The following is a 20,618-nucleotide window of genomic DNA, read 5'->3' as shown; positions in this document are numbered from 1 at the left end:
GTGTCGCGTTGCAAAACATCTGATTCCTTTCGCGCGAGTCCACACCGCCGGCTCGAGCCGGTAACCGCCAACTCGCCGGCATAAAGCACAGCATAGCGGGTCCGCATCATATCGCGCCCGAGCTTCAGGCGGCCGCGCGAACTGATCCGATCCGAGGGCAGCGGTTGACGCTACCCCGCGACGCTTTCCAAACATCGTCAGTCATCCCGGAGTTGATCCGGGGTGACGCTTCTTCCTTCTTCCAAGGCAGCATCACACCGGTTCAAGTCCGCGGTGACGATTGTCCTTTGGTCGCTTGCCGTCACGCCGCCAGCACGAGCCGGTCGCGCCCCGCCCGCTTGGCGGCATAGAGCGCGGCGTCGGCGATGCGCATGACGTCGGCGCGGCTGTCCTCACCGCCGATCGCGGCGATCCCCGCGCTGACCGTCGTCCAGACATGGCTGCCGTCCTCCAGCACCAACGCTGCGCCCGCGAACTCGGCGCGCAGCCGCTCGCAGATCGCTTGTGCCTCTTCGCGGCCTGCGCCGGGCAGGACGAGGCCGAATTCCTCGCCGCCCAACCGTGCGACCAGATCCTTCGCGCGCGTCACGCCCTGAGCGATCTGTGCGAAGCGCGCGAGCACGCGGTCGCCTGCATCATGGCCGAAGGCATCATTGACCCGCTTGAAATGGTCGATATCGAAGATCGCGATGCACGCCTTCGCCCGCTCGTCCCGCGCCACGCGCTCGAGAACGAGGTCGAGCGCGTCGTTGAACAGCCGCCGGTTGGCGAGGCCGGTGAGCGGGTCGGTGCGCGCCGCGCGCTGCAACTCGGCCTCCACCGACTTGCGCTTGGAAATGTCGCGGATCGCACAAACGAGCTCGATCGTCGTGCCCGCCGGCCCGCCCTCGATCGCGCGCATTCGCATCTCGATCCAGCGCTGGGCGCCCTCGGCATCGGGTCGGGTCTCAACCTCCACCACCTGCGAGGTTCCGGGATCGCGCAGCGCGTCAAGATGCGCGCGCGCCGCCGCGGGGCGATGCTCGGGCGCCAGGAGGTTGCCCGCCGGCGTGCCGAGCAGTGCGGCGACGCGGTAGTCGCCCAGCCCCTCGATCGAGGGCGAGACGAACCGGATGCGTCCTTCGGCATCGAGCGTCAGCACGACGTCCGACGCATTCTCCGTAACCAGCCGATAGCGCGCCTCGCTCGCCGCCAGCCGGCGCAGCACGTCCTTTCGCCGGCGCAGATCGGCCGCGGCGGGCAGCACCGTGATGACGACGGTCGCGAGGTAGAACTGTACGAGGTGGATGCGCAGCGACGGATCGGGCGGCATCAGCGTCACCGGCCCCACCCCGCGCAGCGAAAAGAAGATCGCGATCATCGACAGGATCAGCGTCGAGACCGCCGCGCCGATCCGCCCGAGCCGGAACGTGGCGAGCGTGACCGGCAGGATCGGCAGGAACGACAGCGGCAGCACCGACTGGGCAAAGGTTCCCGCCGACACCAATGTCACGAACGCGGCATGGACGCCCGCCTCAATCCGCTCGCCGCGGGTCGCGCCCGTCCACCAGTGGCCGAGATCGCCGCTGAGCAGCAGCAGCCCGATAGGCGCCAGCGCGATCGTCCCCAGCGCGTGACCCGTCGTCCAGTTGGTCCAGTTGTGCCAGAAGCCCGTCTGGGTGACATGGGCGGCGACGAACGACGCCGGAAACGCGGTCAGTCCGGCCGCCAGTATCCCGCCGCCGATCACCACCGCGACTTGGCCGATGCTACGCAGCGCACCGTCGTCGACGGGGGCGAACCGGCGCAGCAGCAGCGCGAGGATCGACGCTTCGATGAAGTTGAGCGGCGCGAGCGGGATGGCCGCGACGGGGCCGAGGCCCGCGACGGCGGTGAGCACCGCACTGACGCCGATCGCAACGATCGCGACGCGCCACCAGTCGCGCACCGGCACCTTCGCCAGATAGGGCGACAGGACACCCATGGCGAGCCACATGCACGCCACGCCGCCGCCGAATCGGGTCAGCAGCGACACGCCGATCGCCGCGGCATAGCCCGCGCCGAACAGCAGCAGGGGGCCGGTTCCCGTCAATGAACGAACATCGCTACGCGCCATGCCCAACGGCTAGCAGCGCGAGGTTAACGGACCTTTTTACAACGCGGCGATCAGCGAGGCCCAAGCGTCGATTTCGTCGCTTCGCTTGGCGGTCACCGCCGCGGACACGAGCGTCCCGGTGGCCAGGTCGACCTCCGCGATACCTTCATGGGTGAAGGTGGCGTTGCCCGCGATCGCGACGGCTTCGACCCCGTCCGCTCCGCGCTCGGTACGGGCGCGGACCATGCCGCCGCGGTTGCGCACGACAACGTCCTCGCCCCAGCCGATCCGCCCGGTGCGCGCCGCCGCCACGGTCGACGCCGCCATCGCGCTGCCGCAACTGTCGGTCAGGCCGACCCCGCGCTCGTAGGTGCGCACGTAGAGGCCCGCCGACCCGGCCGTCACGAAGCTCACATTGGCGCGGCCGGGGATCAGCGCGGGCGCCGCCTCGCACCAATCGCCCAGCGCGACCAGTTCGGCCTCGTCGATCGTCTCGACGAAGGTGACGAGATGCGGGTTGGGCATCGCCAGCGCGGTAAAGCGCCGGTCGCTCGCCAGGCCGGGGATCGTCGCATCGACGAAGGGCTCGTCACCCACCGTCAGTCCGACCCCCGCTGGCGAATCGTCGATCGAGGTCACGCGCGTCTCGATCGTGACGACGCCCGGTGCAATGTCGGGCACGCGTGCGGCGAGCGCGTCGCTCTTCGGCAGGCCGACCAGCGCGTGGTCGAGCCCCGTCGCCTCGAACCCCGCGCGCGCGGTGCAGCGCAGGCCGTTGAGGCAGGTCTCGGCCTCGCTGCCGTCGGGGTTGAACATCCGCTGCCCGAACGCCGTCTCGCCGCGGCCGGGGACGAGCAGCAGCAGCCCGTCGCCCCCGACCGGCCCGGTCCGGTCGGCAAGCGCGCGGGCGACCGCCGCCCACTCGGCATTGCTCAACGACAAAGCGCGGGCGTCGATCAGCGGGAAGTCGTTGCCGGAGCCGTGGCAATGGATGAAATCGAAGCGCATGGGCGCGACCTAGGCGTCCTCGCCCGCGGATACCAGCGGCCGGATAATTGCGGGCGCAGAAGCCCGGCTATTCCGCTCCGCACCCTGGCCTCCGCCGGGATAGGTCGATGGTCGGGCAACGCGTTGCCCCCCCACCGAACGGCCGCGAAAGGTTCGACTTTCGCCGCACGCCCGCTATGCCTTGCGCTCGGCGCGCACCGCGCGCGAGGGTCGGAGCGTATCGTTGGAGCTGTTGCTGCTGATCGCCGTCATCGGGCTGGGCCTCATCGTCGCGAATCTGCGCCGCCGCCTGATCCGTGCCGAAGGCGAGATTCGCGCGCTCCTTGTCCGGACGACCGCGCCGGAGCCCAAGAATTTCGCCCCGCGCGAGGCCGATCTCGAAGTGGTCGTGCGCCGCCGCCCGCCCCCCTTCGCCCCGCCCCCTGTGGCCCCACCCCCCGTCACGACGCGCGAAGCGGACGAACCGCCGCCCGCCATGTCCGAACCCACCCCGGCGCCGCGTGGTTTCGATCTCGAAAGCCTGATCGGCGGACGGCTGCCTGTCTGGATCGGCGGCGCGGCGCTGGTGCTCGCGGGCTTCTTCCTCGTGCGCGCGGCGATCGACGCGGGCTGGTTCGGGCCGGGCGCGCGCACGCTGCTTGCCTGCCTGCTCGCCTTCGTCCTGATCGCCGCGAGCGAGGCCGCGCGACGCCTGCCCGCGACGCGCGACGATCCGCGCATCGGACAGGCGCTGGCGGGCGCGGGCGTCGCCAGCCTCTATGCGACGCTCTACCTCGCCGCCGCGCTCTATCACCTCGTCGCGCCGCTGCCCGCGTTCGTGCTCTTGCTGGCGATCACCGGTGCGGGCCTCGCGCTGTCGCTCAGGCAAGGGCCGCCGACCGCGATCATGGCGCTCACCGGCGGCTTCCTCGCGCCGCTGGTCGCGGGTTACGACGCGGCGGGAACCGCGCCGTTGCTCGTCTATCTCGCGCTCCTGCTCGCGGGCCTGTTCGTACTGTCGGTGCGGCGCGGCTGGGGCTGGCTGGCACTGGCGAGCGCGGCAGCCGGGTTCGGCTGGACCGCCTTCCTCGCGGTGATGCTGGACGCGGGGGACCGGCCGATCGTCGGCGGCTTCGTCGTCTTCCTGTCGATCGGCGCCGCGCTCGCGCTGCCCGCCAGCGGCACCCGGTCGCAACCGCTGCGCGTCGCTCCGCTCGCACTCGGCCTGATCCAGTTGTTCGCGCTCGCCCCGACGCTCGACTTCTCCCCGCTCGGCTGGGCCTTTTATCTCGTCCTCGCCGCCGCCGCGGTCGTGCTGGCGTGGCGCGAGCCGAGCCTGTCGCCCGCGCCGCTGATCGCCGCCGGGCTGCTACTCGCGCTCTTCGCACTCGCCCCCGCGCGTGCCTCGACGGGGATCGCGGCGGTCGTCGCGACGCTGATCCTCGGCGGCGCGGGCCTTGCGCGGTCGCGCGTCCATCGCGACTGGGCGCTGCTGGCGATCGCGGGACTAATCGGGCCGCTCGCCGTCCTGCAACTCGGCACGCCGCAACTGCTGCCGCGCGCCGCCTGGGCACCGTTCGGTCTCGTCATCGCCGCCGCCGCTGGCTGGCTAGCGTGGCGGCACCGCGACCGGATCGAGGGACGCGACGCCGGGCTCGTCGGCGGCACGCTCGCCGCGGTGGGCGCTGTCGTCCTCGGCGCGATGGCGTTGTTCGGCGAAGATGCCGCCGGCCTTGCGCTCGCCGCCGCGATCGTCGCCGTGGCGGAGGCCGCCCGCCGCCTCGGCGCGCGTTCGCTGGCCGGCGCGGCGATCGTGCCGCTCGCGCTCGGCCTGATCGCCGCGCATCGCGAGGTCGGCGCGCTGATCGAGGCGCTGGCCCGTTCGCTGCCCGGGGAGGAACTCATCTACCCCGCGCTGCCGCCACTTGCGGCGATCCTCATGCGCCTGCTCCCGCTCGCGCTTGCCGCACTCGTGCCGCTCCGCACCGCCGAAGGCTATGGGCACTGGCGCCGCCCCGCCGCGATCGTCGCTGGCGTGCTCGCCGCTGCGACGGCCTATGTGCTGATGAAACGGCCGCTCGCCATCGCCGACGCCGGGACGTTCATGACCTGGGGCTTTGTCGAGCGCGCGGTCATCACGCTGGTCGCGCTTGGGACCGGATGGGTTTTGAGGACCCGTGCCCCGCTTGCCGCACGCGCCCTCGCAATCTTGGCGCTCGCCCGGATCGTCTGGTTCGACCTCCTGCTGCTATCGCCGGTGTTCGCGCCGCAAGCGGTCGGCGCGATCCCGCTATTGAACGCCGCCGTCCTCCTCCCCGCCGTCGCGGCCGCGATCCTTTGGACCTGGGGCGAGCGACGCTGGCGCATCCCCGCGCTCGCGCTGATGCTCGTCGCCGCGCTCGCCGCGGTGCGACAGGGCGCGCACGGCAGCATCCTGACCGGTCCGGTCGGCACGGGCGAGAACTGGGGCTATTCCGCCGCGATGCTCGCGCTCGGCCTCGTCTGGCTGTGGCGCGGCCTGATCGGCGGCGCGCGCGACCTGCGCTTCGCCGGGCTTGGCCTTGCGATGATCGTCGCGCTCAAGGTGTTCACAATCGACATTGCGCTCGACGGTATCCTGCGCGTCGTCTCGTTCCTCGGCATCGGCGTCACGCTGATCGCGATCAGTTGGGCCTATACGCGGTTCCTGAAGACGCCTGCCGAGCAGGCCAGCGGCACCGGTCCCTCGGCGTGAGCCGAACAAAAGACTCACCCGCTCAGCCCAGCGCGTAATGATCCGCCAGTCGGTCCAGCGCGAGGTCCAGCACCACCCGCCCCGCCCGCGCCGGCCAGCCGAGCGCCCGCTCCGCCGCCGGCACCCCCTCGCACGCACAGACCACGCGCCAGAGGATGTCGGACAGCCCCGGCCCCACCCCCGCGATCGCCGCATCGAAGCGGCGCTTGGCCGCGATCTGCGCGCTCGAGGGGTCGAGCGCCGCGGCGCGCGCATGCCGCCCGGTCGGCGCGGCATCCCAGCGCATCGTCAATGAAGGGGCCATCTGCGCGCGTTCGTAGTCCGTGCGCAGCCGCTCCCCAGCCTCGACCTGTCGCGCACTCAACAGCCCGCGCGCGGCGAGCCAGCCGAGCGGCGATTCGGCGAGGTTTACCGTCACCGCCCGCCGCCCGCGCGTCGGTGCCTTGCCCGTCAGCTGCCCGTCCTCGAATCCCCGCTCCGCCAGTTCGCGCATCCTGCCTCCCGTCGCTGAAGCCGGCGCTTGCCACAACGGCGCGATTGTAGGACAGACGACGAACCGATCCGGTTAGAAAAGGGCAGCCGATGATTACTGCGATCCGCGAAGTCCGCCGGGCTAAGGGCATGACCCTCGACGACGTGGCGCGCGCCTGTGTGCCGCCGACCACGGCGCAGACGATCGGCCGGCTGGAAACGGGAACGCGCACCGTCTCCGTGGGCTGGCTCAATCGTATCGCCGCCGCGCTAGGCGTGGAGGCATCGGCCCTCGTCCGCCTGCCCGAGCGGCCCGACCTGCCGGTCGCGACGCTTTTGGGCAGCGAAGGCGCCCGCGCGCCGCAGCGGCCCGAGCATTTGGTACCGCCCGCGCTTGCCCCCGGTCTGATCGCGGTGCGCGTCGTCGCCGGCATCGGCGACTATCGGACGGGCGACGAGATCTGGTGCGAGCGCCTCGCCCGCGACCGCTTCGCCCGCGCGCTCAACCGCGATGTGCTGGTCCCGCGCCCGGCGGGCCGCTTCGCGTTCGGGCGGCTGATCGACCGCGACGGGGGGAAGCTCCACCTGCTGCCCACGGGCCATGGCGCGCGCCAGATCGTGATCGCCGACCCGCCCTGGCTCGGCCTCGCCATCCGCCTCGTGCGCGGGCTTTGATTAGAGTTGCGGTACCGGCCCGCTCCCCCACCCGGCCACCCAATCAGGATACGCTATGGGTGGCCGGGTGGGGGAGCGGGCCGGTACCGCCACACGCGTCGAGAGGCGCGTCGCAAAAAACCCTGACATAGTTCTGCGACAAGCGGGGCCTAGTCGCCGGTGAAGCGTTCGCCGGAGTGACCATGCGTATCCTTGCCCTGCCCCTCATCGCCTTTGCCGCGCCCGCGCTCGCGCAGGCGCAATCCGCCGGCACTCCCGCCGATGCATCCGCGGACGAGGCAGAGGCGGCCGATACCGGCGAGATCGTCGTCACCGGCCAGCGTCCGCGCGGATCGGTGCGGGGCGACATCACCCCAGAACAGACGCTGACCCCTGCCGACGTGCGCGCCTACGGCGTCAACAGCATCGCCGAGCTCCTGACCGAGCTTGCGCCCCAGACGGGCAGCGGGCGGGGCCGTGGCGGCGAGGCACCGGTCGTGCTGCTCGAAGGACGGCGCATCTCAAGCCTGCGCGAAATCCGCGACATTCCGACCGAGGCGATCGCGCGGGTCGAGATCCTGCCGGAGGAAGTTGCGCTGAAATACGGCTACCCCGCCGACAGCCGCGTCGTGAACATCGTCCTGCGCCGCCGCTTCCGCGCGATCACGGCCGAGGTCGAAGGCGGCGGCCCGACCGCGGGCGGCAGCGCGCAGGGCGGGGCGGACGTCAACTATCTGCGCATCCGCCGCGACGGCCGGCTGAACGTCAAGCTCGGCGTATCGGGCGAAAGCGCCCTGACCGAGGCGGAGCGCAACCTCGCGCCGAACCCCTCCGGCCTGCCCACCTCGCTGGCCGGCAACATCCTCGGCATCCGGCCGGGGGGTGAGGTCGATCCGGCGCTGTCGGCGCTTGCCGGTCAGCTCGTCACCGCCGCGCCGGTGCCGTCCGCCAATCCCACGCTCGCCGATTTCGCCGCAGGCGCCAATCAGCCCGGCACCACCGATCTTGCCCCCTTCCGAACGCTCCGCCCGCGCACCCGCGCGGTCGACGGCAATGCCGTCTATTCGCGCACGATCCTCGGCGACGTCGCCGCGACCGCGAATCTCGGCTTCAACCTCAGCGACAGTCAGGCGCTGGTCGGCCTGCCCGTCGTCGACGTGATGCTGCCGGGCGCCAGTCCCTTCTCCCCCTTCGACAGCGACGTGCGGGTGCTGCGCTACGACGGCGCGCTCGGGGCGCTCACGCGCGAGACGCGGGCGCGCGGTGCCGATGCCGGGTTCAGCGCCAATGGCGAGGCGGGCAAGTGGCGCTGGACGCTCACCGGCGCGTACAGCTATTCGGCGAGCGACACCGAAACCGAACGCCGTCTCGACCTCGGCGCTTATCAGGCGGGCATCACTGCCGGCACGCTGAACCCGTTCGCCCCGCTGCCGTCGCTGGCACTCGCCGCGCCCGATACCGCGCGGTCGGTCAGCAATACCGCCGACCTCAACGGCATCGCCAATGGCGACCTGTTCAAGCTGCCCGCGGGCGACGTGGCAGCGACGCTGCGCGTCGGCATCGGCAGCCGCGACCTCGATTCGCACGCACAAAGGCTGGCGGGCGCGACGGCGAGCGATATCACCCGGCGGAGCGCCAATGCGCAGGTCAATCTCGACCTGCCGATCGCCAGCCGGCGGCGCGACGTGCTGGGTGCGCTCGGCGACCTCACGCTCAATGTGAACGGCGCGGTCGAGCAATTATCGGACTTTGGTACGCTGACGACGCTGGGCTATGGTGCCAACTGGTCTCCCACCCCGCGGCTTCGCCTCATCGCCTCGCGCACGCATGAGGAGGGGGCACCGACACCGCAGCAACTAGGCGCGCCGTTCCTGCTGACGCCGAACGTGCGCACCTTCGACTATGTGCTCGGCACAACGGTGGACGTAACCGCGATCGAGGGGGGCAATCCGGGCCTCCGCTCCGACCGGCGCGACGCGCTGAAGCTCGGCGCGAGCTATCGGCCCGTCGCCGCCCTCGATCTCGACCTGCGCGCCGATTATACCGCCAACACGATCGACGGCGCGATCGCCAGCTTCCCCGCCGCGACCGCCGCGATCCAGGCGGCGTTTCCAGACCGGTTTGTGCGCGGCGACGGGGGCCGGCTGGTGCAGATCGACACCCGCCCGATCAATTTCGCGCGGACGGAGCGGTCGCAGTTCCGCTGGGGCTTCAACCTGTCGCTGCCCGTCACCGGCACGCTCCAGCGCCGCATCCGCGCTGCGCGCGAGGCGGGCGAGGACTCGCGCGCGATCCTGCGCGAGGCATTCGGAGACCGCGCCGGCCAGCGGCGACCACGGCCCGAGGGCGAAGGCCCGCGTCCCGAACGCGGCGAGGGCGCGCGCGGCGGCGGCGAGGGCGGCGCGCGCCGCTTCGGCGGCGGCGGGGGTCGCGGTGGCGGTGGCGGGGGCTTCGGCGGCGGCGGGCGCTTCCAGTTCGCGATGTTCCACACCGTCCGGCTGGAGGATCGCGTGCTGATCCGCGACGGCCTGCCCGAACTCGACCTGCTCGGCGGCGACGCGATCGGCGGGCGCGGCGGACAGCCGCGGCATCAGGTCGAGGTGCGGAGCGGCTTCACGAAGGATGGCCTGGGCCTGCGCGTCAATGCCGACTGGCAGTCACCGACGCGGGTGAACGGCGTCACCGCCGCCGACGACCTGCGCTTCGGCAGCCTGTTCACGCTCAACCTGCGCGCGTTCGCCGATCTGGGCCAGGTGGCGCGGCGGACCGAATGGCTGCGCGGCGCGCGGGTGTCGCTGCGGCTCGACAATCTACTCGACCAGCGAGTTCGCGTGACCGACGGGACGGGCGAGACGCCGCCGGGGCTTCAGCCCGCCTTGCTCGACCCCATCGGGCGGTCGGTACGGCTGGAGCTGCGCAAGATCTTCTGATCCGCCCGCTGATCCAGCGCCTTGATCGGCCCGGCGGGCGCGTCCTCGCCGAAGCCGGCGCGGCGATAGAGGAGCGTGATCGCCACGCGCCGGTTGCGCGGGTCGCCGGGATTTTCGGCGATCATCGGCTGGCGGTCGGCCACGCCCTCGATCCGCTCGAAGCGCCCCTCGCCCACGCCGCCGCGCGCCAGGCGGCGGCGAGTCGCCTCGGCCCGGCCGCTCGACAGGATCCAGTTGTTCATGCGGAGCGGATCGTCATAGCCGAGCGAGTCGGTATGCCCGCGGATCATGATCGGGTTCTCCATCCCCGAAATGCTCTCGGCGATCAGGCCGATCAGCTGATCCGCCTCCGGCACCAGTACCGTGGTGCCGAGGTCGAACATCGAGTAATTGGCATCGTCGACCAGGTCGATCCGCATCCCGTCGCGCGTCTGGACGAAGCGGACATGCTTGGCGAGCTTCGCCATCTTGCCGTCCTGCTTCATCTTGGCCTGAAGCGTCGCGCGCATCCGGCTGAAGTTCCGGCGATCCTCCGCCATGCGCTGCGTTTCCTTCAGCGACCCCTTCTCGCCGGAACCCACATTGGTGCCGCCCTCGGCGCTCGCCGGCACCGTCAGCGCGCGCGTGCCGGTCTGGCCGGCCCGGTTGGGATAGCTGTCGACATCGGTCAGCGACGCGCCGCCGAACGGCCCGTAGGAGCCGGCGGAATTCTGCTTCAGCTCGATCAGCGTCGGCGCGAAATAGTCGGCCAGCGCCTTTCGCTGCTTCTCGTTGGTCGCGCCCAGGAGCCACATGAGGAGAAAGAAAGCCATCATCGCCGTCACGAAATCGGCATAGGCGACCTTCCACGCGCCGCCGTGATGGCCGCCATGACCCTCGATATAGATCTTCTTGACGATGATCTTGGGCGGCTGGTTGTTGCCGTGCGGTGCCCGTGCGGCGGCCACCTTACCTTCCCCTCAGCCCGTCGAAGACCTCGGCGAAGCCCGGCTGGTTGTGATGCGCGATGCCGCTGCGCGCGGCCTCGATCACCAGCGGCTGCGGATGGCCATGGAGCGAGGCGATGATGATCTGCTTGACCGTATGATAGATCGCGGCGTCCGCGTCGATCACCTGCTGAAGCCGGGTCGCGAGCGGGCCAACGATGCCATAGGCGAGCAGCACGCCGAGGAACGTGCCGACCAGCGCCGAGCCGATCATCGCGCCCAGGATCGACGGCGGCTTGTCGATCGAGCCCATCGTCTTCACGACGCCCAACACCGCGGCGACGATCCCGAGTGCGGGCAGCGCGTCGGCCAGCCCCTGAAGCGTGGTCTGCGGCCCCTGCACCTCGTGGTGGTGGGTCTTGATCGAATTGTCCATCACCTCCTCGACCGCATGCACGTCGAGCGTGCCCGACGAGACGACGACGAGGCGCAGCGTATCAGCGATCAGGCCGGTCAGCGCGTGATCGGCCAGGATGCGGGGATATTCGGCGAATAGCGCGGAGGACTTGGGGTCCTCCACATGCGGCTCCAGCGCGATCGGCCCTTCGACGCGCAGCATCTTCATCAGCTTCGAGACGAGGAAGATGACGTCGAGATAATCCTGCTTCTTGTATTTCGGGCCCTTGATGACCTTCATCACCCCGCCGCCCATCGCCTTGAGCTCGCGGCCAGAATTGCCGATGATGAGCGCGCCGAGCGCCGCGCCGCCGATGATGAGCATCTCGTGCGGGAGCGCGTGCAGCACCGGGCCGAGCGCACCGCCGGTGAAGACGAAACCGCCGAACACCATCGCGATGAGGACGACGAAACCGATCGCAGGAAACATCGACGTTGGGCCCCCGGGGTTCACACATGGCCGCAACGGCGGCCCTGTCCCATGTTGTGACGCCGAAGCGTCGAGAAATGGTTACCGTGCTTCCACTTTATGCTGCGGGAAATACGGAGGGATTGGCGCCGCGCCGATGCGGCGCCAGGCGTTAGCGCAGCTGCTGGAAGAGATTGAGGCTCGTCAGCTTCGAAAAGCTCGCCTGCGTCGCCGACAGGATCGTCAGCGTCTTTTGCAGCTCGGTGATCGCGGCGGTGACGTCGGTATCCTCGATCGCCGAGCGCGCTTCCTCGCGACCGACGCCCACGTCGCTCAGCCGCTCCATCTCCATGTCGAGCCGCATCGCGCGCGCGCCGATGCTGCCGCGCATCCCCGATACTGTGTCGATCGCGGTCGTGACCTGGTCGCCGGCCTCGCCGATGCCCTTGCCGCTCTTGACCGCGGTCGACAGCGCCGAAAGCGTGTCGAACATCGCCTGAAGCGTCGTCCCGTCTTCGGTCACCTGGACCGTCGTGTCGTTGCCGGTGGGGATCACTCCGGGCTTCGTCCCGCCGACATAGGTAACGCGCCCGTTACCGTCAGTTGCGAATGCCGCGTCCCCGCCGCCCCCGAAGATCGGCACGCCGCGCGCGTCGGTCTGATTGGCGAGGCTGGCGACATCCTGGAGGATGCCGTCGAGCTGGCCCGCGATCGTCGCGCGCTGATCGGCGGTCAGTGTCCCGCTGTTGGCCTGCACCGCCAGTTCCTTGGCGCGCTGGAGCTGGTCGGTGATGCCGGCAAGCGCGGTGTCCGACTGCGCCAGGATGCCAGCGGCGAGATCGAGATTGCCTTTCGCGGCCTTATCCGCCGACGCATCGCGCTTCAGCGTCGCGAGCCGGGTGAAACCCGCCGCATCGTCGGACGCGACGGTCAGCTTCTTGTTGGTCGAAATCTGCGTCTGGAGCTTGTCGGCCTGGACGTTCAGGCCCGACATCTGGGTCAGGCTGCGCGAATAGAACTGGCTAGTGGAGACGCGGTCCATGAGGCTCACCGGATCTGGAAGATCGTGTCGAGCGTTTCGCGCGCGACCTGGATGACGCGGGCCGACGCCTGATAGGCCTGCTGGAACTTGAGGAGGTTCACCGCTTCCTCGTCGAGGTTGACGCCGCTTACCGAATCACGCGCGGCCACGGCGTTCTCGTGGATCGAGCCCTGTGCGTCGATGACGTTGCGCTTCGCCGCGATCGCCGCGCCGGTCGCGCTTTGCAGCGTCGTCAGCCGGTCCTCGAACCCGCCCGACTTGCGCACCGCCGCCAGCATGGCGAGGTTGCCGTTGCCCTGCTTGCCAGCGCCGGGGGTCGAGGCGGCGATCTGCGCGCCATCGGTCAGCGTCATGGTCATCGTCGCGGCGCTCGCCGCGCCGAACATCGCCGTGCCGCTCGCGCCGTTCAGATCCTGTCCGCCCGCCTGCACCGCGTTCACCGCTTCGGCAAAGTCAGTGGCGAGATCGTCGAGCGAGGCGCGTGATGCCGCCACCTGCTGCGCGCCGTCGACGATGCCCGCAAGGGTACCGCCCTGCGCGGGAATCACCGCCGCCTCGCCGTTCAGCGAAAGATGGAATTGGATCGCGCCCTGTCCGTTGAGCGAGACGCCCACCGTGGCGGCCTGGTCGCCGGTCACCAGGGTCGGACCGCCCGCGGTCCCCGCCTTCACCGTCGCGCGGCCGGCGGCATCGAAGCTTACCGACACGTCGACCATCGCCGACATCGATTCGAGGATGCGGTCGCGCTCGTCGAGCAACGCCGGCGAAGGCCTGCCCCCCGACTTGCCGAGCGCGCCATTGATCTTGGCCAGCGCTGCTGCCTGTCCGGTCAGTTCGTTCGCCGCGCCCTGCGCCGACGTGGCGATCTCAGCCTCTGCCGCATCAAGCGACGCGCCGGTCGAACGGAACGCCGCCGCCACCGCGCTCGCCTGCTCCAGCATCACCGCGCGCGGTGCGGGTGCGGCGGGGTTGGCGGCAAGGCTCTGCGCGGCGTTGAAGAAGTCGCCCATCCGGGCGGAAAGCTGACTGCCGTCCAGCGTCTGTTCGATCCGGTCGAGCCAGACCATGCCGGTCTTGCTGCGCGACAGTTCGGCACTGCTGGTACGGACCGCATTGGATCGGAACGCGTCGGCGGCGCGGTCCACCAGGCCGAGCGCCACGCCCGCATGGGTCTCGCCGTTGACGGCGCCGCTCGATACGACTTCGCGCAATGTGGGCGTGCGCCGGACATAGCCGACGGTGCCCGCATTGGCGATGTTGTCCGACGTCGTCGCGAGCGCGCCCTGATAGGCACGCACGCCGCTCGCACCGATGGCGAGCAGGTCGCTCATTTGAGCGTGCTTCCGGCGTTCTTGGACAGGAACTCGGTCATCGCCTTGCCGATGCCGAGCGGCGCATGCTCGGCCATCGATTTAGAGAGCTGCTGGTCCTGCATGTCGCGAAACTGCGTCAGCGCGTTCGATTCGAACAGGCCGTCGGCCAGCTTGGTCTTCCGCATCGCCCCCAGCATCATGCCGGTGAAGATCGATTCGAACTTCTTGCCCGCCGAGTCGAGATTGGCCTTCGTGCCCAGTCGCGACGTGTCGGACGACACGCCGGACAGGTTCACGCCGGGAAGATTGGGAAGATCGCTCACAGCACCACCAGCTCCGCCTTGAGCGCGCCAGCCTCCTTAAGTGCCTCGAGAATGGCGACAAGATCCGCGGGCGAAGCGCCGATCGCGTTCACCGCCTTGACCACGTCGGCCAGCTTCGGGCCCGGATCGAGGAGGAACATCGGCTTCACTTCTTCCTGCACCCCCACGTTGCTGCGCTGTTCGACCGCGGTCTGACCCTGGCTGAATGGCGCGGGCTGGACCACCTGCTGAGCCTCGTCGATACGCACAGTTAGTTTACCGTGTGTTACCGCGGCGGGCGCGACGCGCACGGCCGAGTTAATGACGACGGTGCCGGTGCGGGCGTTGACGATGACGCGCGCCGCCGCTTCCGCTGCCTCCACCGGCAGGTTCTCGATCTGGCTCATCATCTGCGTGCGCAGGTCCGCGCCCGGCGGGGCGGCGACGCTGACCGACACGGCATCGGTCGCGCGCGCGGTCATCATGCCGAAGCGGCCGTTGATCGCCGCGGCCACGCGCTGCGCCGTGGTGAAGTCGGCGCGGGCGAGGTTGAAGGTCAGCTGCGGCGCGGTGTCGAATCCGGTCTCGACCGCGCGCTCGACGGTGGCACCATCGGGAATGCGGCCCGAGGAGGGAATGTTGACGACGATCTTCGACCCGTCCGCGCCGTCGACGCCGAGGCCGCCGACTGCCAGATTGCCCTGCGCCATCGCGTAGATCTGGCCGTCCGCGCCGTAGAGCGGCGTCAGGATCAGCGCGCCGCCGCGCAGGCTTTTGGCCTTGCCCATCGAGGCGACGGTGATGTCGATCCGCTGGCCGGGCTTGGAAAAGGCCGGCAGCTCGGCGGTAATCATGACGACCGCCGCGTTCTTCAGCGCCGGATTGATCCCCGGTGGCAGCTGAAAGCCGAAGCGCGACGTGACACCCTTCATCGACTGGACGGTGTATTCGAGGTTGTCGTCGCCCGTGCCCGGCAGCCCGACGACGATGCCGTAGCCCGTCAGCTGGTTGGCGCGGATGCCCTGAAAGGTGCCGAGGTCCTTGATCCGCTCCGCATGCGCAGGTGCGGCCAGCGCCGAGACGAAGGCGAGCGCGATCAGCGTCCACAGCGGCACCGGCCGCGCGGGGAACAGGCGTCGAAGCATGGCGGGCAGGTCCATCATCAGAAGGGGCTCACGACCTGGAAGAAGCGGCTGAGCCAGCCCTGGCGGCTGGCGCGGGCGACGTCGCCCTTGCCGGTGTAGCTGATCTTGGCATCGGCGACGCGGGTGGAGGCGACGCGGTTGCTCGCATCGACGTCGATCGTGCGCACGATCCCCTTGATCTGCACGAACTCGTCGCCGCGATTGAGCGTCACGCGCTTCTGCCCCTGCACCAGCATCGTACCGTTGGGATAGACTTCGGCGACGGTCACGCTGACCTCGCCCGACAGCGCGTTCGATTGGTCGCTGCTGCCCTGCCCCTTGAAGCCGCGATTGCCGCTGACGCTGGCGTCGGTCTGGTTGAACAGGTTGAGCGCGCCGGTCGACGGCGGGGTGATGCCGAAGCCGCCCTTGCTGTCGAGATTCGAGGTCGCCGACTTCGACGCCGCGGTCCGCTCGACCAGCACGATCGTCAGCGGATCGCCGACGCGGCGCGCGCGCTGCCCCTCGTACAGCGCGGCATAGCCGTCGCTGGCCTGAAAGATCGATCCATTGGGCGCACGCGCCGGCTGGGCGGCGGGCATCGTCGCCGAATAATCCTCGCGCGGGCCCTTCTTGCCGAAGATTTGCGCATGCGCGGGCGCGGCGCCGAGGCCGATCATCGCCAGCGCCGCGGTGCCGAGCGCGAGCCCGGCGACGAACTCGACCCAGCCCGACTTCGACGGCGCCGGACGACGGCGAACGATCACGGTGCGCACTTCAGAGGTTCTGGTTGACATATTTCAGCATCTCGTCCGTGGCCGAGATCATCTTGGAATTGACCTCATAGGCGCGCTGCGTCTCGATCATGTCGACGAGTTCCTCGACGACGTTGACGTTCGATCCCTCGAGCATCCCCTGGCGGATCTGGCCGCGGCCGTCCTGGCCGGCGATGCCGAGGTTGACGGGACCACTCGCGGCATTCTCCGTCAGGTAATTGTCGCCCGCGGCCTGAAGCCCGGCGGCATTGGGGAAAGTCGCGATCTGGATCTGACCGATCTGCGCGGCGTCGGTCTGGCCCGGCACGGTCGCCGACACGGTGCCGTCGCCGCCAATCGTAATCGACGTCGCGCCCTCCGGGATCGTGATGCCGGGCATCACCTGATACCCCTCGGAAGTGACCAGAAGGCCTTCGGCCGAGCGCGAGAAATTGCCTGCGCGGGTGTAGCCGAGCTGGCCGCCCGGCATCTGGACCTGGAAGAAGCCGTCGCCGTCCAGCGCCATGTCGAGGCTGTTGCCCGTCGTCTGGAGCGACCCTTGCGTATTGATGCGCGCGGTGCCCTGTACCCGCACGCCGGTGCCGAGGTTGAGGCCGGTGGCATAGCGCGTCTCCGATGTGCTCGCCGACCCGGCGGCGGTCACGACCTGATAGGCCAGCGTCTCGAAGCTCGCCCGGTCGCGCTTGAAGCCCGTGGTGTTCACGTTGGCGAGGTTGTTCGAGATGACGCGCATCCGCATGTCCTGGGCATCGAGCCCGGTGCGTGCGATGTGCATGGCGGCGTTACCCATCGGGGCGTCTCCTTAACCCTGGATGCGCATCAGCGATGCGCTCTGTTCGTCCATCTTCTTGGCTTCGGCGAGCAGGTTGGCCTGCACCTCGTAACCGCGCTGGTTCTCGATCATGTCGACCAGCGATTGCGTCAGGTTCACGTTCGACTGTTCGAGGCTGCCGGAGGCGACGCGCGCCGCCATGTCGGTCGGCAGCACGCCGCCGTTTTCGACGTGGAGCAGATTGTCGAGACCCTTCTTGGTTTTCGACCCTTCTGCGCTTACCAACTTGAGACGACCCACCTCCTGCATCGGCGCGCCGGGTTCGGCGCCTTTGGGCTGGATCGTGATCGACCCGTCGTCGGAAATCATGATGCGGTCGTGCGGCGGGATCGTGATCGGCCCGTTCTCGCCCATCACCGGAAAGCCGTCGCCGGTTTCGAGCACCCCCGACAGCGCGACCTTCATGTCGCCGCGACGGGTATAGGCCTCGGTCCCGTCCACCGCCTGCACCGCGATCCAGCTGTCGCTGGTGACCGCGACGTCGAGGTTGCGGCCCGTCGACACGATCGCGCCCGAGCGCCGGTCGAAATCGGCGACTTCCTCCGCCGCAGGCGAGCGGGTCTCGAGCGCCTGGCCCTTGAGCATCAGCCGCTCGAAACTGACCCGGTCCTGCCGGTATCCGATGGTCGAGGCGTTGGCGATGTTGTTGGCGATCACGCCCTGCGCGGCCATCTGGCTCTTCAGCCCCGACAGCGCCGTATAGACCATCTTGTCCATCGCCTAAGCCCCTGCCCCCGTCTTCGCTTACGAACGGATGTTGAAGATCGTCTGCGAAATCTGGCTCGACGTATCGAGCGCCTTCGCATTCGCCTGGAAATTGCGCTGCGCCGCGATCAGCGCGACCAGCTCCTCGGTGATGTCGACGTTCGAGCCTTCGACGATGCCGCTCATCAGCCCGCCGAAGCCGCTCGATCCCGCCTCGCCCAGCGTCGGCTGGCCGGAGACGCCGGTCGCCGCCCAGTTACTGTTGCCCATCTGGCGCAGGCCGGTGGGGTTCGAGAAATTGGCGAGCGCGACCTTGCCCAGCGCCTTGGTATCGCCGTTCGAGAAGGTGGCGCGCACGGTGCCCGCCTCGTCGACCGCGACCGATTGAATCTTGCCCACCGCCGAGCCGTCCTGGCTGCGGTTGACGACCGAGAAGGGCGAGGCCGACTGCGCGGTGCCGGCGAAATTGAGACTCAGCGTCTGCTCGGCGCTCGACCCGGCCGGCGTGAAAGCACCGAATTGCGTCGCCGCGGTCGGCGCAGTCATGACACCCGTGCTGTCGAAGGAGAGTGTGACCGGCTGCGGATTGGCGGGATCGGTGCCGAGCTGCGTGTCGCCGACGAAGCTGTACACCTTCCACTCGCTGGTGGGATCGGCGACGGTCGGCGCCTTGGTGCGGACCATGTAGTTGGTCATCGTCACGGGATTGCCGTTGCCGTCATAGATCGTCGTCTGCGTCGACTGGTTGTAGGTCGAGGCATCGAGGCGATCGAACGCCTTGGCCGGCAGCGATGCACCGGCGTTGAGGTTGAGGTCGAGGCCGACATTTCCTGTCGCCTTCGGCGTGCCGCTCGATTCCGGCAGGCGCAGGTTGACGAGGCCGTCGATCCCGCTGGCGATCACCGCACCCGACCCGTCGACCGGATAGACCTGAAGCCGGCTGCCGTTGCCGTCGACGACGTAACGCTCGTTATCGACGTTGAAGCCGCCGTTGCGCGTGTAGGTGGTCTGGCTGCCTTCGCTGGCGGGCTTGGTCATGAAGAAGCCGTCACCCGATACGACCAGGTCGAACGCCCCGCCGGTCTGGATGAGGTTGCCCTGCCCGAACTGCTGGCGGATCGCCTTGGTCACGACGCCCGAGCCGACCTGGGCGTTGGGGCTGACCGTCACGCTGGAGGCGATGACGTCGGCGAACTCGACGCGGCTCTTCTTGAAGCCGTCGGTCGCGACGTTCGCCAGGTTGTGGCTGATCGTCGACATTTCCTTCTGGCTGGCCTGAAGCCCGCTGAGCGAGGTGTAAAAGGACATGTGCTTCTTCCTTTTTGAAACGGGTTCAGCCGACCGAGCGGACGGCGCTTGTCTTGATTTGACCGATGCCGGGGAGCGTCAGCATCGGCTCCCCGTTCGAAAGCGAAACCGACGCGACCGGCGACCAGACGAGGCCGCGCGCGGTGACCGGGGCGGCGCCGTCGCTGGCGGCTACCGACACCTTGAACGGGCCGTTGCCGGCGGCGTCGCCCGCCTCGGTCTTGCCGTCCCAGTCGAAATTGGCGGTGCCCGCCTTTTGCGCGCCGAGGCTGATCGTCTTGAGGACGCCGCCGTTCATGTCGCTGATCGTGACGGTGACGTCGCTCGCCGGCTTGTCGAGCTCGACCCCGCCCTCCAGCCCGCCGGTGGCTCGCGGGAAGGCGACCGACCCTTCGGTCAGCACCGTCTTGCCCGCCCAGCCGAGCGCGTCGCCCATCGTCGTGCCGCCGAGCTTGTCGGCGATCGCCTTCAGCGTCGACGACATCTCGGTGATGCCGGCGAGCGACGAGAACTGCGCCATCTGCGCGACCATCTGGGTGTTGTCGACGGGCGAGAACGGATCCTGGTTCTTGAGCTGCGCGGTCATCAGCTGGAGGAAGTCGTCCTGCCCCATCTTCTGCTGGTCGGCGCGGGTGATCGTTTTCACATCGGTCGTGCCAGTGCGGTTGATGCCAAGACCGGCAAGCGTGCTGTCGAAGGTCGTCGCCATGATTTAGCGTCCCAGCCGGAGGGTTTCGGTGATGAGCGACTTGGCCGTCTGCATCACCTCGACATTGTTCTGATAGCTGCGCGCCGCCTCCATCATGTCGACAAGCTCGCGCGTCTCGTCGACCGCGCTTTCCCAGACATTGCCCTCGGCATCGGCCAGCGGGTTGCCGGGATCGTAGCGCTTGGTCGGCGCCTCGCCCGCGGTCTTGACCTGCTCGACGTCGACGGTCGCCATCTGGCTCGCCGCATCGAAATGCGTGCGGAAGACCGGCTTCATCGTGCGATAGGCGGCCGCCTCGCTCGAGGAGACGGCGCCCGCATTGGCGAGGTTGGAGGCGGTGGTGTTCATCCGCACGAGCTGCGCCGACATGGCGCGGCCCGAGACCTGGAAGATGTTCATCGGATTGCTGCCGGGAAGCGCCATCGTCATTCGCCCTTCAGCGCGCGGGTGATGGTGTTGATGCGGCCGTTGAGGAACGCCAGCGTCGTCTGATAGGCGACGGCGTTCTCGGCAAAGGCGGTCTGCTCGGTCGAGAGCTCGACGGTGTTGCCGTCGATCGACGCCTGAAGCGGCACGCGGTACTTGGTCGCGGCGGTCACCGCCATGTCGAGCCGCCCGCCCGGTGCCTCCGCCCCGCGCAGCGCCGCCTGGAAGTCGATGTCCTTGGCCTGATAGCCGGGGGTCGAGGCATTGGCGATGTTCGACGCCAGCGTCCCCATCCGCTGCGACCGCAACTGGAGGGCGGTGCCGTGTACGCCGAACAGTCCTTCATTCGCCATGGTCCGCCTCCTTTCGTGGTTCGCGGGTTTCGTCGGCGGGTTATCAGCAAGGGGCGTGCCAGTTTTGGCGAGGTCATCGTCGACGAG

General features: G+C 69.3%; 19 protein-coding genes. 3 read left to right on the top strand and 16 right to left on the bottom strand.

From position 1 onward, the window contains the following. Positions 1-301: 301 nt before the first annotated feature. Both FHR19_RS08425 and dapF read right to left on the bottom strand, forming a co-directional pair. Positions 302-2,095, bottom strand: a complete 1,794-nt coding sequence (locus tag FHR19_RS08425; protein ID WP_184026913.1) for a sensor domain-containing diguanylate cyclase — start codon at positions 2,093-2,095, stop codon at positions 302-304. A gap of 36 nt (positions 2,096-2,131) precedes the next feature. Continuing rightward, entirely contained in the window at positions 2,132-3,082 is a 951-nt protein-coding gene (dapF, locus tag FHR19_RS08420; RefSeq protein ID WP_184026911.1) for a diaminopimelate epimerase, read from the bottom strand. A 223-nt stretch (positions 3,083-3,305) separates the two neighbouring features. On the opposite strand from dapF, the gene FHR19_RS08415 reads away from it, so the two are divergent. After that, the gene (locus tag FHR19_RS08415) at positions 3,306-5,795 is read left to right on the top strand and encodes a DUF2339 domain-containing protein (RefSeq protein WP_246359408.1); all 2,490 of its coding nucleotides are present in this window, start codon (positions 3,306-3,308) and stop codon (positions 5,793-5,795) included. Positions 5,796-5,817: 22 nt separating this feature from the next. Here the strand turns inward: FHR19_RS08415 and FHR19_RS08410 are convergent, their stop codons facing one another. Next, positions 5,818-6,288 (bottom strand): DUF6456 domain-containing protein, encoded by a 471-nt coding sequence (locus tag FHR19_RS08410; protein ID WP_184026907.1) that lies wholly within the window; start codon positions 6,286-6,288, stop codon positions 5,818-5,820. Between the two features lie 89 nt (positions 6,289-6,377). On the opposite strand from FHR19_RS08410, the gene FHR19_RS08405 reads away from it, so the two are divergent. Next, entirely contained in the window at positions 6,378-6,941 is a 564-nt protein-coding gene (locus FHR19_RS08405; protein ID WP_184026905.1) for a helix-turn-helix domain-containing protein, read from the top strand. A 182-nt stretch (positions 6,942-7,123) separates the two neighbouring features. Beyond that, positions 7,124-9,850, top strand: a complete 2,727-nt coding sequence (locus FHR19_RS08400) for a porin family protein (protein WP_184026903.1) — start codon at positions 7,124-7,126, stop codon at positions 9,848-9,850. On the opposite strand, the gene FHR19_RS08395 is transcribed toward FHR19_RS08400, so the two are convergent. The 13 genes from FHR19_RS08395 to flgB form a co-directional block, all read right to left on the bottom strand. Beyond that, a complete protein-coding gene (locus tag FHR19_RS08395) occupies positions 9,787-10,797 on the bottom strand; it encodes a flagellar motor protein MotB (RefSeq protein ID WP_184026900.1) in 1,011 nt (336 codons plus the stop codon). The two genes, FHR19_RS08400 and FHR19_RS08395, sit on opposite strands and share 64 nt — an antisense overlap. 1 nt (position 10,798) lies before the next feature. Further along, on the bottom strand, positions 10,799-11,662 hold the full coding sequence (gene motA, locus FHR19_RS08390) for a flagellar motor stator protein MotA (protein ID WP_184026898.1): 864 nt from the start codon (positions 11,660-11,662) through the stop codon (positions 10,799-10,801). 151 nt (positions 11,663-11,813) lie between these two features. Then, entirely contained in the window at positions 11,814-12,683 is an 870-nt protein-coding gene (gene flgL / locus FHR19_RS08385) for a flagellar hook-associated protein FlgL (RefSeq protein ID WP_246359443.1), read from the bottom strand. A gap of 5 nt (positions 12,684-12,688) precedes the next feature. Beyond that, positions 12,689-14,014, bottom strand: a complete 1,326-nt coding sequence (flgK, locus tag FHR19_RS08380) for a flagellar hook-associated protein FlgK (protein WP_184026894.1) — start codon at positions 14,012-14,014, stop codon at positions 12,689-12,691. Then, positions 14,011-14,319 (bottom strand): rod-binding protein, encoded by a 309-nt coding sequence (locus tag FHR19_RS08375; protein ID WP_184026892.1) that lies wholly within the window; start codon positions 14,317-14,319, stop codon positions 14,011-14,013. Before FHR19_RS08375 ends, flgK begins: the two co-directional genes overlap by 4 nt. After that, positions 14,316-15,443, bottom strand: coding sequence for a flagellar basal body P-ring protein FlgI (locus FHR19_RS08370; RefSeq protein WP_246359407.1), 1,128 nt, complete (start codon positions 15,441-15,443; stop codon positions 14,316-14,318). Before FHR19_RS08370 ends, FHR19_RS08375 begins: the two co-directional genes overlap by 4 nt. A 17-nt stretch (positions 15,444-15,460) precedes the next feature. Next, positions 15,461-16,102, bottom strand: a complete 642-nt coding sequence (locus tag FHR19_RS08365) for a flagellar basal body L-ring protein FlgH (RefSeq protein ID WP_184027660.1) — start codon at positions 16,100-16,102, stop codon at positions 15,461-15,463. Positions 16,103-16,199: 97 nt separating this feature from the next. Continuing rightward, positions 16,200-16,988: a flagellar basal-body rod protein FlgG gene (flgG, locus tag FHR19_RS08360; RefSeq protein WP_184026890.1), complete on the bottom strand. Its 789-nt coding sequence runs from the start codon at positions 16,986-16,988 to the stop codon at positions 16,200-16,202. 12 nt (positions 16,989-17,000) lie between these two features. After that, positions 17,001-17,747, bottom strand: coding sequence for a flagellar basal-body rod protein FlgF (flgF, locus tag FHR19_RS08355; RefSeq protein ID WP_184026887.1), 747 nt, complete (start codon positions 17,745-17,747; stop codon positions 17,001-17,003). A gap of 27 nt (positions 17,748-17,774) precedes the next feature. Next, positions 17,775-19,043 (bottom strand): flagellar hook protein FlgE, encoded by a 1,269-nt coding sequence (locus FHR19_RS08350; protein ID WP_184026885.1) that lies wholly within the window; start codon positions 19,041-19,043, stop codon positions 17,775-17,777. A gap of 25 nt (positions 19,044-19,068) precedes the next feature. Continuing rightward, entirely contained in the window at positions 19,069-19,752 is a 684-nt protein-coding gene (locus FHR19_RS08345; protein ID WP_184026883.1) for a flagellar hook assembly protein FlgD, read from the bottom strand. A 3-nt stretch (positions 19,753-19,755) separates the two neighbouring features. After that, positions 19,756-20,175 (bottom strand): flagellar basal body rod protein FlgC, encoded by a 420-nt coding sequence (gene flgC, locus FHR19_RS08340; RefSeq protein WP_184026881.1) that lies wholly within the window; start codon positions 20,173-20,175, stop codon positions 19,756-19,758. A 2-nt stretch (positions 20,176-20,177) separates the two neighbouring features. Then, positions 20,178-20,531 (bottom strand): flagellar basal body rod protein FlgB, encoded by a 354-nt coding sequence (gene flgB, locus FHR19_RS08335; RefSeq protein ID WP_184026879.1) that lies wholly within the window; start codon positions 20,529-20,531, stop codon positions 20,178-20,180. Between the last annotated feature and the right edge of the window lie 87 nt (positions 20,532-20,618).

This window comes from Sphingomonas yantingensis, from assembly GCF_014199325.1.
GTDB classification, from domain to species: domain Bacteria; phylum Pseudomonadota; class Alphaproteobacteria; order Sphingomonadales; family Sphingomonadaceae; genus Sphingomonas; species Sphingomonas yantingensis.
The sequence above is the reverse complement of the archived record's forward strand: the minus strand, read 5'-3'. Positions and strand labels throughout refer to the sequence as shown.